This is a genomic window from Tomitella biformata AHU 1821 (assembly GCF_000524475.1).
Lineage (GTDB): Bacteria > Actinomycetota > Actinomycetes > Mycobacteriales > Mycobacteriaceae > Tomitella > Tomitella biformata.
In genome coordinates, this window is sequence record NZ_BAVQ01000030.1 from 1 (window position 1) to 11,746 (window position 11,746).

Genomic DNA, 11,746 nt, shown 5'->3' on the forward strand with positions numbered 1-11,746 from the left:
TTGGACACGCGGGAGCGGATTATCGCTGCGGCCGCGACGATGTTCCTCTCCCAAGGAGTTGAGCAGAGCACCGTCACCGAGGTCGCCCAGCAGGCTGGCGTCTCGCGGGGCACCTTCTTCAACTATTTCCCCACCAAGGACTCTGTCCTAGCCGCGATGTGGGGGGATATGACGGAGCGTTTCGGCGAGGTCATGGAGCAAGCCCTCAATGAGGACACCCCGACCCGCCAGCGTATCCACGGCATGTTCCAGAACTTCGTGATCGCGGCGGAGCGCGAGCCCGAATACATGCTGCTGGTCAGCGGCGAGATGAACCGGGACCTGCCCAGCGGGGAGGGGCCCGCCGAGCGTTCGGCCCACATCAGCACGCAGATTGTGCCGTTGATCGAGGCCGGCCACGCGAGGGGCGACGTCCGCACCGACCTCGAGCCGGCCTTCCTCGCCCGGATGGTGGCCGCCGGCTACGTCGCGGCGATCCTGCATTGGCGGGACAACCCCCAGATCGAGCTCCGCCGCGAATTCGCCCAGACCGCCACCTTCGTGGCGGACTCCATTGCGCCGCAGCCCCTGACCAGCACCGTAGACCTCTCCGCCACTCTCGGATCACTGCTCGACGGTCGCTTCAGCTGCCGCGCGTACAAGCCCGAGGCCGTGGACCGCGCCGTCATCGAGCGCATCCTGGAGTTGTCGCAGCGGACGCCGTCCTGGTGCAACACCCAGCCCTGGCAGGTCGTGATCACCGAGGGCGAGGGCACCGAGCGCTTCCGCACCGGGCTAGCCGCCTACGTGCGCGCGAATGCCCAATCGCCGGACTTCGAGTTCCCCCGCGAGTATGTGGGCGAGTACCGGGCCCGGCGCCTCGAGACCGCACTGGCGCTCTATGACAGCGTCGGCATCCCCCGCGGCGACCGGGCCGCGTCGGGCGAGCAGACGATGAAGAACTTCGACCTGTTCGGCGCCCCGCACGTCGCGGTCATCACCACCGACGAGGCGCTCGGCGTCTACGGCGCCGTCGACTGCGGCCTCTACGTCAACACGTTCCTGCTGGCCGCCCAGTCCCTGGGGCTCGGCGCCATCCCGCAGGCCGCGCTGGCCGGCAGCTCCCCATACCTGCACGAGTTCCTCAACCTGCCGGAGGGCCGAAAGGTGGTATGCGCCATCTCCTTCGGCTACCCCGATGAGGAGCACGCCGTCAACAGCTTCCGCACGACGCGTGCCGACACCGCCGACGTCGCCACCTGGTTCAGCAGCTAGCGCCTAGTTCGTCAGACCTCGGCCCGGCGCAGGAGCCCGTATCCGCCGGCGAAGGCCAGCACGGTCAGGGCCAGCGGCAGGGCGATGAGCGGCACCGCCGCCGGCGAATCCACGAAGAAGCGTCCTACCGCCGGCCATCCCCGCTGCCAGGTGATCAGCACGGCGGCCGCGGCCGCGGCGATCGCGACAAGCAGGCTGAGGGTGAAGATGCCGACGGCCTTCCAGCGCAGGTAGACCGTGCCGGCGAACATGCCGATCGCCGCGCACACGATGACGACCGCCGCGAGCCCCAAGAAGACCAGCGCGTAGTTGCCGCTGACCCAGAGGACGGCGGAGAACGCCCGCAGGTGCACGCCGAAACCATCTGTGCCGCTCTCGATCGCGGCCATCGCCGTGAGCGCGGCAGCGGTGAGCACGCCGTGCCCCGCCGCGGCGACGAGAGTACCGCCGAAGAACTCCCGCCGAGTCACCCCGAGCCCCAGCGCGAACGGGAACAACTGGGTCATCGCCACCCCATAGGTGGCGGCGACGAAGAAGAAGATGCTTGAGACCACACCGTTGAACTGCTGTGCGGGGAGCTCGACGCCCTGCCCGCGGATGATCACCAAGATCGCGATGTTCGCGCCCAAGACCGCGGTGATGATCCCCCACGGAATGAGGGCAAGCGGCCACTGACGCGTCTGCATTCTCGCGATCGCGAGGATTCTGTTCATGTCATTCACCTAGTTTCCCTCGACGCTGGTGCCGCGCGTGACGCCGACGACCAGCTGTTGCAGTGAGGCCTGTTCCACTTCCACGCCCATCGCTCGGGCCGCCGCCAGGTCCCGCGGCGCCCAGGCGCCCTCGATCGCGGCGCGTGCCTGGGCGCCCATCGACTCACGACTGAATAGGTTCCGTCCGGCCGACAGCAGGTCCACCGCAGACGCGGGCCCGGTGGCGACGATCGCGCGCTGCCGCAGGCGCTCCGTGGTGTCGTCAAGCAGCACTCGGCCCTGATCGATAAGCACCACCTGCTCGAGCAGGTCGGAGACCTCATCGATCAAGTGCGTCGACAGGATCACCGTGCGGGGTCGCTCCGCATAGTCGGCGAGCAGCTCATCGTAAAAAATCTGCCGCGCCACCGCGTCCAAGCCCAGGTAGGGCTCATCGAACAGGGTCAACGGCGCCCTGGACGCCAGGCCGAGCACGATGCCCACCGCCGAGGTCATGCCCCGCGAGAGCTTCTTGACGCGGCGTTTACGCGGCAGATTGAACCGCTCCAACAGCCGGTCCGCAAACTCCGCGTCCCAGTGGGGGAGAAGGTCGGCCGCGGCGGCCAGCACCATCGCCACCGTGAAGTTCTCGGGGTAGCACTGCCCCTCTCTGATGAAGCAGAGCATCCGCATCGCGTGGCTGTCCTCGAAAGGCCGGCGGCCGAACACCTCGACCGAGCCCTCAGAGGGCAGCGCCTGCCCGGTGATCAGTTGCAGCGCAGTGGTTTTGCCCGCGCCATTACGTCCAAGAACGCCGCAGATGACGCCCTCTTCGACCGCGAAGGAGGCGTCGTCGAGAGCCCGCACATCGCCGTAGGATTTTCCGAGGCCGCGCACCACGACCGCCACTCCCGCACTCATGACTGACCCTCTTCCGTTGTGCCGCTGTTGTTTTCGATGCCGTCGAGCAGTGTCTTGAGGTCTGCGGCGGTGATGCCGAGCTTGCGCGCCTCCACCACCGTGGGCTGGAGAAATTCGGCGACAAAGGACTTCCGACGCCGGACTCGCAGGGTCTCGCGGGCGCCAGTCGCGACGAACATTCCAATACCTCGCCTCTTGTAGAGAATGCCCTCCGCGACAAGCTGATTGAGCCCCTTGCCTGCGGTGGCGGGGTTGATCCGGTGGAACAGCGCGAGCTCGTTGGTCGACGGCGCCTGTGCCTCCTCGGCGAGGGATCCGTCGATGACCGAGTTCTCAATCAGCTCCGCCACTTGCTGGAAGATGGGCTTGTCGCCGTCAAGCATAATTGGTCACCTGCTTCACTACTCATGTAACTAACCATAGAACGAGGAAGCCCCATGCGCAAGGGTTTCCGGTGCGGGAGTTAGTCGAGCCCGGCGAACACAGCAGCCTGGTAGCGGCGCATCCCGCGGATCCACCGGTCGTAGTCCGCGCCCTTCTGCCGGTACATCTCCAGTACGCCCTCGTGCGGCAGGATCAGGAACTGTTCGGCTGCCACCGCCGCCAGCACCACCTCGGCGCACTCGGCCGGCTCCAGCACCCGCCCGGCCGCGACGACCGCCGCGGTGGCAGCTCGGCCGAGGGGGTCGCCGGACTCTTCCCCCTCGTAGAGCAGCTTGGTGTTCACCCCCATCGGGCACAGACAGCTCACCCGAATGCCCTTGTCCCCATATGTGATCGAGAGCCACTCGGCGAACCCGACAGCGGCGTGCTTGCTCACCGAGTACGCGGCAGAGCCGACCTGTGTCAGCAGCCCGGCCGCCGAGGCGGTGGAGATGAAGTAGCCCTCTCCGCGCTCCAGCCAGCCGGGCATCAGCAGCTTCGCTGCCCGGATGTGGGCGCGCAGGTTCACGTCGAGGGTGGCGTCCCACTCGGACTCGGCGAGGTCCAGGCCGACGCCGCCCGCGATGCCGGCATTCGCGAAATACAGGTCGACGGGCCCGAACGAGGACTCGGCGAGTGCGAGCAGGCCCGCGATGACGTCAGGGTCCGAGACGTCCCCACTCGCGGCGACAGCGCCGTCGAGACCTGCGGCGGCACTGTCCGCGGCGGCGGCGTCAAGATCCGCCACGACCACCTGTGCCCCGCCCGCGACCAGCGCCTGGGCGATCGCCCGGCCGATCCCACCGCCGCCCCCGGTGACGATGGCGACCTTTCCGGCAATATCCATGGTGGAGCCCTCCAGACAAGAAACGGCGATGGCAACATGCCTGAGCATGCCACCATCGCCGTCAGTGTCGAGCGGATTCTGCTACTTGACCTCGGCCTTGGTGATCTGGATCAGGCCGAACGTCATCGGCGCGACCAGCCAGATGAGACCCGACACCGCGAGGGTCGCCCAGTCATGCGCCACCGGGGAGTTGTAGAGAGTGGACATCGAGTAGTTGAAGTCCACCCACGGCTGCAGGCTCTCGAACCAGCCCTGGGTCGCCGCCAGGACGCCGAAGACCGTCGGCACCACGAAGAAGTAGACGAAGTAGCCGACGATGGCGCCCGCGGAGTTGCGGATCAGCGCGCCGAGCATGAAGCCGACCAGCATGCCCAGCACGTTGGCCAGGATGATCAGCAGGAACTGGTTGACGGAGACGTCCCAGACCGCCGGCACGCCCTTGATAGCGCTGCCGAGAATGTTGCCGAGCGCCCCGAGCACCAGCACCAGCACCATGGAGACGACACCGACCAGCACCGCCGCCACGCCCTTGGACAAGATGACCTTGCCGCGGTTCGGGACGAGCGTGAACGTGATCAGGCCGGTGCGCTGGCTCCACTCGCCGGTGACCGACAGGATCGCGATCACCGGCAGCAAGATCCCCATCGGGACGGCGATCGCCGACCCGAACACCGAGTACTCGAGGTCCTCGCCGTTCATGAAGGCGATCACGCCGATGGTGGCGACCAGCGCGAGGATCCCGATGCTGGCCATCAGCCAGAAGCCGGACTTGGTGTTGAACATCTTGCGCACCTCGACCTGGACGAGCCGGCTCAGGGGGATCCCCGGCGCGGACTTGTCGATGGTGGCCAATGACGGGGCGGCGGTGGGGGCGCTGAAATCTTGAACGCTCATGCCTGGACTCCTACGGGGGTGTTGACCTCACGCTGCGTGGATGCGGTGAGCTCGAGGAACATTTCCTCGAGCCCGGCGCCATCCGCCGGACGAAGTTCGGCGAGGGGGATGCCGGCGGCCGCGGCGACGCGTCCGACCTGCTCGGGGGTGCTCTCGGTGCGCAGGCCGCCGTCGCCGGACGGGGCGGCCATGATGCCGGCTGCGGTGAGCGCGACCGCCAGCGCGGAGTTGTCGCCGGCCTTCACGAACGTGCCCGCAGTCTGCAGGAGCTCGTCCTTGGTGCCCTGCGCGACAATGCTGCCGTGCCCGATCACGATGATCTCGTCGGCGATCACCTCGATCTCATGGAGCAGGTGCGAGGACAACAGCACGGTGCCGCCACGATTCGCGTAGTCCCGCAGCAGCCCGCGCATCCAGTGGATGCCCGCGGGGTCCAAGCCGTTGGCGGGCTCGTCGAGCATGAGGATCTGCGGGTTTCCGAGCAGCGCGTTGGCGATGCCCAGTCGCTGGCGCATGCCAAGCGAGTAATTTTTGACGCGGCGCTTGGCCTCCGTGGGCGACAGGCTGACCAGGGCCAGCATCTCGTCGACCCGAGACGAGGGCAGGCCCATCGTGAGCGCGCTGATGGTCAGGATCTCGCGACCGGTGCGGCCCGCGTGCTGCGCCGACGCGTCGAGCAGCACACCGACCTGGGTGCCAGGGTTGGGGATATCTCTGAAGTTGACGCCGTTGACCGTGGCGATGCCGCGGCTAGGCGGGGTCAGGCCGGCGATGATGCGCATCGTGGTCGACTTGCCCGCACCATTCGGTCCGAGGAAGCCCGTGACGGCGCCCGGCTTGCAGGTGAATGAGACGTTGTCGACGGCCGTGAAGCCCTTATACGTCTTGGTTAGCCCTTCTACTTTGATCATGCCGAGAATTATCCCAGTTCCGGGCGGTCTGAAACATCCCTCTACGGTCTAGTCCTTGATAGCCGAAAGTATGTGGCCGACTCAGGGTCCACGACCTCGACCCCGACGACCCCTACTCTTAGAGCCGTGACCGCCACCCAGCCACCGCCGCCCCCCATCTCGACCTGGGGCCACATCTGGCGGACCGTGCTCGTGGTGGCGATCAGCCTCGTGGGCTGGGTCCAACTCGCCTCTTGGCAGTGGGAGCACGCGCGCTGGTGGCTCTTCTTGGACCTCGGCCTCGGCGCGCTGGCGTTGGCGTTGTCCTTCTGGCGCAGGCGCCGCCCGGTCGCCGTCGCCGCGCTCACCGCCCTAATGTCCAGCATCTCCGCCCTGTCAGGCGGCCCAGCCACGCTGGCCTTGATGTCGCTGGCCACGCGCAGACGATTGCCCGAGATCCTGCCCGTGGCGCTGCTGTCCCTGGCCTGCTATTCCGCGTTGGAAATCGTGAACCCGACCACCGACGAGGACGGGTTCTTCACCGGGGCCATCATCGTCTCCGTCATCTGCATCACCACTGGCTGGGGCATGTACATCGGCTCCCGCCGGGAGTTGCTGGCAACGCTGCGCGACCGGGCCGACAGCTCCGAGTCCGAGCAGTCCATGCGCCTGGACCAGGCCCGCCAGGCTGAGCGAACCCGCATCGCCCGCGAGATGCACGACGTTCTGGCACACCGCATCTCGATGATCGCCCTGCACTCCGGTGCCATGACCTTCCGCACCGACCTCTCCGCCGACGAGATGCGAGTTGCGGCCGGCATCATCCAGGACAACTCCCACCTCGCGCTCACAGAGCTGCGCGAGGTGCTCGGTATCTTGCGCGACGGGCCCGGCGACGCGAACCCCGACCTGCCTCAGCCCTCCGCCGAGGACATCGCCCAGCTCATCGGCCAGGCCCGCGCCACCGGCCTCCGCGTGCTGCTCACCGACACCCGCGAGGCTGGATCCGTTTCCGAGTCGACCGGTCGCACGATGTACCGCGTCGTCCAGGAGGGCCTGACCAACGCCCGGAAACACGCGCAGGACACCACGGTGTCCATCACCCTCACCGGCACTCCCGCCAGCGGCATCGCGGTGGAGTTGAGCAATCCCCTGCATCTCGGCGACTCCCGGCTGCAGACCCCAGCCTCCGGGCTCGGACTCGTCGGTCTCGAGGAGCGGGTGGAGCTGGCCGGCGGCACGCTCACCCACGAGGTGACCCCTGCCCGCGCTTTCGTGCTGCGGGCGTGGTTGCCGTGGCGGACAATTCCGTAATTCGGACGCTCGTAACATATTCTCTAGACAAAAATATGCGCACGGCCTGGACAGCAACCCACTTCATGAATGGCTGGACCAATAACTTGGGTAGCTTTCAGGAAGCTTCTGATGACGGGATCTTTGGGTCTATCAACGGCGGCAGCATGGCCGGCGGAATACTCAACGACCTCAATTTGGGCAGCTCATTCGGAAGCTGACGGTCTCGCTTCAGCTCTGTAGCTGAGCGGTACTGGCCCCACTCTCCGTCCCGTTCCACACCCATGACTACCGTGTCGGGCATGAGCATCCGCGTGTTGGTCGCCGACGATGACGCCCTAGTGCGGGCGGGGCTCACCATGATCCTGGGCGGCGCCAAGGAGATCGAGGTCGTTGGCGAGGCGGAGAACGGCCGGGAGGCCTGCGCCATCGTCGAGGCCGCCAAAACCACTGCCGACCCCATCGACGTGGTGCTCATGGACATCCGCATGCCCGTCCTCGACGGCATCGCCGCGACGGCGGAGATCACCGCGCGCGACTGCGCCCCCCAGGTCATCGTGCTCACCACGTTCGACGCCGACGACTATGTAGTCCGTGCACTCGCCAGCGGAGCCAGCGGTTTCCTCCTCAAGGACACCGCGCCGGCTGACATCGTGGCCGCGATCTGCCGGGTGCACGAGGGCGAGCCGACGCTCTCCCCCACTGTCACAGCGCAGCTGATCAGCAAGGTGGCGAACGGCCTGCCCAACGGCCGGGAAAACGACGCCCGCCGCCTCGCCGACGACCTCAGCGACCGGGAGCGGGAGGTCGCCGTCGCGATTGGCGCTGGCATGTCCAACGCGGAGATCGCAGCCGCGCTGTTCATGAGCGTCGCGACCGTGAAGGCCCATATCTCCCGGATCTTCACCAAGCTCGACGCGTCCAACCGGGTGCAGGTCGCCATCTGCATGCACGATGCGGGACTGCTCTAGCAGCCTGTTCGCCCGCACTTACTGCGCGCTAGTGTCATGGTGCGGGGAACGTCACCGCGATACCGGCATGCGGGCGCTTGCCCAGCCGAAACAGCGCGCCGAAGCGGTCGGTCAGGAAGAATTGCCAACCGTATTTGCCCTGCATCGCCTTGCGCAGATCTTTGAGCCCGGCCGCGTCCTCGATCAGCACCGCAGTGCCCTCGACCTCCACGGCCTCGTCGTTGATGAGCCCGCGGACATCGCAGGGTGTGACCGTCACCTTGGGGTTATTGCGCAACCGCTTGACCTTCCAGGTGTCCTTGTTGGTCCAGATCAGCAATGTGCCGTCGGACTCCACTGCCCACAGCGGGGTCGGCACGCCCGTTCCATCCTTGCGGAACGTGACCAGGTTGACGTAGCGGGCACTGGAGATCGCGGACGGGACGCTCATCGAGGACATGGACATAATGGCAACTCTACGTGCAGCTTCATTGTTCGCCGGACGCGCATCTACGCACTCGATACCCTGGGGGTAGGTCTTCAACAGTCAGTTCTCCCAGAGAAGGGCTAGCAATGGTGCACACCGATATCCCGAGCCAGGCAGAAATCGCCGACCTCGCGTCCGCCGCAGGAAGAACCTGCATCTCGATCTACACTCCCACCGCCGACAACGTCCAGGACCACGATCGCGTGCAGCGTGAGTTCGCCGGCCAGGTCCGCGCCGCCCTTGCTCAGGTGGAGAACTCCGCCGAGCGCGCCACGCTCGAGCAGTCCTTGGAAGGCCTCACCGAGTGGTCCGAGTTCTGGCGCTACCAATCTCGCACACTGGTGGTGCATGCGACCACCGAGCGGATCCGCAGCTATCGGCTGCCGAACCGACTCGACGCCGTGACGTTCACCGGCGATCGCTTCTACATCAAGCCCATGCTCCGAACGGCGTCATTCCCGCAGACGGCGTTCGTGTTGGCCCTGGCCGAGGGCGCCGTACGCCTGGTGCTGGTGTCCGCCGACCAGCCCGCGGTGGAGCTGTCGGTGCCCGGTCTCCCCACCGACCTCGAAACCCTGCTCGGCACACCCGGCCCCAGCGGCCACGGCCCCGGTGGCAGGCTGCACAGCCCGGACGCGCGCAAGACCCGGATCAGGCAGTTCTCCCGCGCCGTCGACCACGCCTTGCGCACCACCTTGATCGGCCACGGCATCCCGCTGATCCTCGCGGCGGCGGACCCCATCGCCTCGATCTACCGCAGCACCACCACCTATCCGGGTCTGCTGGCGCAGGGTATCGACGGCAACCCTCAGACGCTAAGCGATGCGGACCTTGCTGACGCCGCCCGTAAGGTCTTGGACAGCCACTACCGCGACGAGCTCTTCGACCTGCGCAAACTCTTCGACGAGCGACGATCCCAGGGCCGCGGGCTCACGGACGTTGCCGATGTCGCCAAGGCCGCGACGTACGGTGCGATCAGCACGGTGCTCGTCAATATCGAGCGTGTGGTGCCCGGCACCGTTGATCCCGAGACCGGGGATGTGCATTTCGCGGAGAATGACGGCGCCCAGGTCTATGGCGTCGTCGATGAGATCACCCGACGGGCCCTGCTCGCCGGCGCCAAGGTCACGGCCGTACGCGGGGAGGACATGCCCGACGGCGCCGAGGTGGCGGCGATCCTCCGCTATAGGAGCTGAGCCGGTGTCCCCGCCTGCGAGTGCGTGGCGGGGACGCGGGATCACGCTAGCGCCGGCGCCGCCTCGTCGAGGCCCTCGATCCCGACGCCATCGAGCTTCTTGCTGTCGATCAAGATGAAGGCCAGCAAGGAGGACAGCCCCAGGATCGCGGCGGCCCACCAGATGCCGACGGAGAAGCCGTGCACCATGGCCTCCAATTTGAGCGCCGGCATCGCGTCCGGAGACGAGACTGCGTGCGCCGTGATGTAGGCCGCCGTCGCACTGGTCGCGATCGTGTTCAACAGGGCCGTGCCGATAGCGCCGCCAATCTGCTGCGAGGTGTTCACCATCGCCGAGGCCACGCCCGCGTCGGCGACTTCCACGCCGGACGTTGCCAAACTAATCGCTGGCATGAACGCCGTCCCCATGCCCAACCCCATCAAGAAAAGCCCTGGCAGCAGCACCATCGAATAGCTGCTGTCCACGCTGATATTCGTCAGGATCACTAGCGCAATGCAGGCCGCCAACAGTCCAGGGCCCATCAGTAGGCGCGGCCGGACCCGGGTCACCAGCCGCGCGCCGATCTGGGTGGCGCCGATCATCATGCCGACCACCATCGGCAGGAACGCGACACCCGCGACGACCGGGCTGTAATGGCGCACGTCCTGGAGAAAGAACGTCATGAACAGGAACATGCCAAACATTCCGATAACGGCGAGTCCCAAGGTCAGATAAGCGCCCCCGCGGCTGCGGTCCCTAATCACGCGCAGGGGCAGCAGCGGGTACGCCACCTTGCTCTCCACCAGCACGAACAGGGCCAGCAGCACCACCGAGGCGATCAGCACACCGAGGGTGAGCGGATCGAGCCAACCGTCCGTCGCCGCCCGCCCAAAGCCATAGACGACGGCCGCCAGCCCTGAGCTGGCCAGCAGCACGCCTGGGATGTCGATCGGGTTCGTGTTGCGGTGTCCAGGCGGCTCGCGGATCACGAACACCGCGCCCAGCACCGCGATAATCGCGAAAATGACATTGACGTAAAGAGTCCAGCGCCAGTTCAGGTACTCCGTCAGCGCGCCGCCGAGCAGCAGACCCACTGCCGCCCCCGCGCCGGAGATCGCACCATAGATCCCGAAGGCCTTCGCGCGTTCCTTGCCCTCTGCGAACATGACCGTGAGCAGCGAGAGTGCGGCAGGCGCCAGCAGCGCGCCAAACACGCCTTGCAGCGCGCGAGCGCCTATCAGCATGCCGGTGCTCACCGCCGCACCGCCCACTGCGGATGCCAGGGCGAACCCGATCAGGCCCACGATGAATGTGCGTCTACGACCCCACATGTCCGAGATGCGCCCACCGAGTAGCAGCAAGCCGCCGAAGGCCAACGCGTAGGCCGTGATGATCCACTGCCGGTTCGCATCGGAGAAACCGAGCGCCTCCTGGGCGTGGGGCAGTGCGATGTTGACGACGGTGCCATCGAGCACCACCATCAGCTGGGCCAGGGCGATAAAGGCCAGTGCGGTCCAGCGCTTGGGATCGAGAACTGGAGTTTGAGAAGTCACGCCGGTACCTCCGGGATGAAAACGTCTGTATCGAGGGGTGCTGAGGCCACAAGATCTTCCGAGCAGACAGGTCGCGCCGACTACGGATGGGTCGAAGAGTTGGGGCTCGCCAGCCCACTGCCGCCGCGCGACGGGGTTATCGCGCCTCGAGGCTTCAATTGCTCAGGACTCATCTGGTCAATGGTAGGCCCGATGTTCTGATAGCGCGAGGATCACCTCTACCTATCGGCGATGGGGCAGGGTGGTCGCCCTCTGCAGCATCTGCATCCGACAGGCCGCCGGCCACGCAGCCAGCTCCGCCAATATTGCTTTGGGAACGAGAAAGGCCCCGCACCCAAAGGTGCGGGGCCATCCCCAAAAAATGTAC

At 66.6% G+C, this 11,746-nt stretch carries 12 protein-coding genes and 1 pseudogene; 5 read left to right on the forward strand and 8 right to left on the reverse strand.

Annotation, left to right across the window (positions count from 1 at the left end; translation table 11 throughout):
* Together TBIF_RS26485 and TBIF_RS26255 are read left to right on the forward strand one after the other, a co-directional pair.
* Positions 1-147 (forward strand): annotated as a pseudogene (locus TBIF_RS26485) (TetR/AcrR family transcriptional regulator); the annotation flags it as partial.
* A gap of 420 nt (positions 148-567) precedes the next feature.
* Positions 568-1,254 (forward strand): nitroreductase, encoded by a 687-nt coding sequence (locus TBIF_RS26255; protein ID WP_024794894.1) that lies wholly within the window; start codon positions 568-570, stop codon positions 1,252-1,254.
* Between the two features lie 11 nt (positions 1,255-1,265).
* Here TBIF_RS26255 and TBIF_RS11220 read toward each other — a convergent pair whose 3' ends face one another.
* The 6 genes from TBIF_RS11220 to TBIF_RS11245 all read right to left on the reverse strand — a co-directional run bounded on the left by TBIF_RS11220 (position 1,266) and on the right by TBIF_RS11245 (position 5,942).
* Entirely contained in the window at positions 1,266-1,967 is a 702-nt protein-coding gene (locus TBIF_RS11220; RefSeq protein WP_038170812.1) for a hypothetical protein, read from the reverse strand.
* A 9-nt stretch (positions 1,968-1,976) separates the two neighbouring features.
* Positions 1,977-2,867 (reverse strand): ABC transporter ATP-binding protein, encoded by an 891-nt coding sequence (locus TBIF_RS11225; RefSeq protein ID WP_038170808.1) that lies wholly within the window; start codon positions 2,865-2,867, stop codon positions 1,977-1,979.
* Positions 2,864-3,250, reverse strand: coding sequence for a GntR family transcriptional regulator (locus TBIF_RS11230; RefSeq protein WP_024794897.1), 387 nt, complete (start codon positions 3,248-3,250; stop codon positions 2,864-2,866). The genes TBIF_RS11225 and TBIF_RS11230 overlap by 4 nt, the downstream gene beginning before the upstream one ends.
* A gap of 80 nt (positions 3,251-3,330) precedes the next feature.
* Positions 3,331-4,137, reverse strand: a complete 807-nt coding sequence (locus TBIF_RS11235; RefSeq protein ID WP_024794898.1) for an SDR family oxidoreductase — start codon at positions 4,135-4,137, stop codon at positions 3,331-3,333.
* Between the two features lie 81 nt (positions 4,138-4,218).
* Positions 4,219-5,031: an ABC transporter permease gene (locus TBIF_RS11240; RefSeq protein ID WP_024794899.1), complete on the reverse strand. Its 813-nt coding sequence runs from the start codon at positions 5,029-5,031 to the stop codon at positions 4,219-4,221.
* A complete protein-coding gene (locus TBIF_RS11245) occupies positions 5,028-5,942 on the reverse strand; it encodes an ABC transporter ATP-binding protein (RefSeq protein ID WP_024794900.1) in 915 nt (304 codons plus the stop codon). The genes TBIF_RS11240 and TBIF_RS11245 overlap by 4 nt, the downstream gene beginning before the upstream one ends.
* Positions 5,943-6,068: 126 nt before the next feature.
* On the opposite strand from TBIF_RS11245, the gene TBIF_RS11250 reads away from it, so the two are divergent.
* Together TBIF_RS11250 and TBIF_RS11255 are read left to right on the forward strand one after the other, a co-directional pair.
* The gene (locus TBIF_RS11250; RefSeq protein WP_024794901.1) at positions 6,069-7,235 is read left to right on the forward strand and encodes a sensor histidine kinase; all 1,167 of its coding nucleotides are present in this window, start codon (positions 6,069-6,071) and stop codon (positions 7,233-7,235) included.
* A gap of 281 nt (positions 7,236-7,516) precedes the next feature.
* Positions 7,517-8,185: a response regulator transcription factor gene (locus TBIF_RS11255; protein WP_024794902.1), complete on the forward strand. Its 669-nt coding sequence runs from the start codon at positions 7,517-7,519 to the stop codon at positions 8,183-8,185.
* Positions 8,186-8,219: 34 nt separating this feature from the next.
* Here TBIF_RS11255 and TBIF_RS11260 read toward each other — a convergent pair whose 3' ends face one another.
* On the reverse strand, positions 8,220-8,630 hold the full coding sequence (locus TBIF_RS11260) for a PPOX class F420-dependent oxidoreductase (protein WP_235174673.1): 411 nt from the start codon (positions 8,628-8,630) through the stop codon (positions 8,220-8,222).
* A 107-nt stretch (positions 8,631-8,737) separates the two neighbouring features.
* On the opposite strand from TBIF_RS11260, the gene TBIF_RS11265 reads away from it, so the two are divergent.
* Positions 8,738-9,847, forward strand: a complete 1,110-nt coding sequence (locus TBIF_RS11265; RefSeq protein WP_024794904.1) for a baeRF11 domain-containing protein — start codon at positions 8,738-8,740, stop codon at positions 9,845-9,847.
* Between the two features lie 41 nt (positions 9,848-9,888).
* On the opposite strand, the gene TBIF_RS11270 is transcribed toward TBIF_RS11265, so the two are convergent.
* Positions 9,889-11,379: an MFS transporter gene (locus TBIF_RS11270; RefSeq protein WP_024794905.1), complete on the reverse strand. Its 1,491-nt coding sequence runs from the start codon at positions 11,377-11,379 to the stop codon at positions 9,889-9,891.
* Between the last annotated feature and the right edge of the window lie 367 nt (positions 11,380-11,746).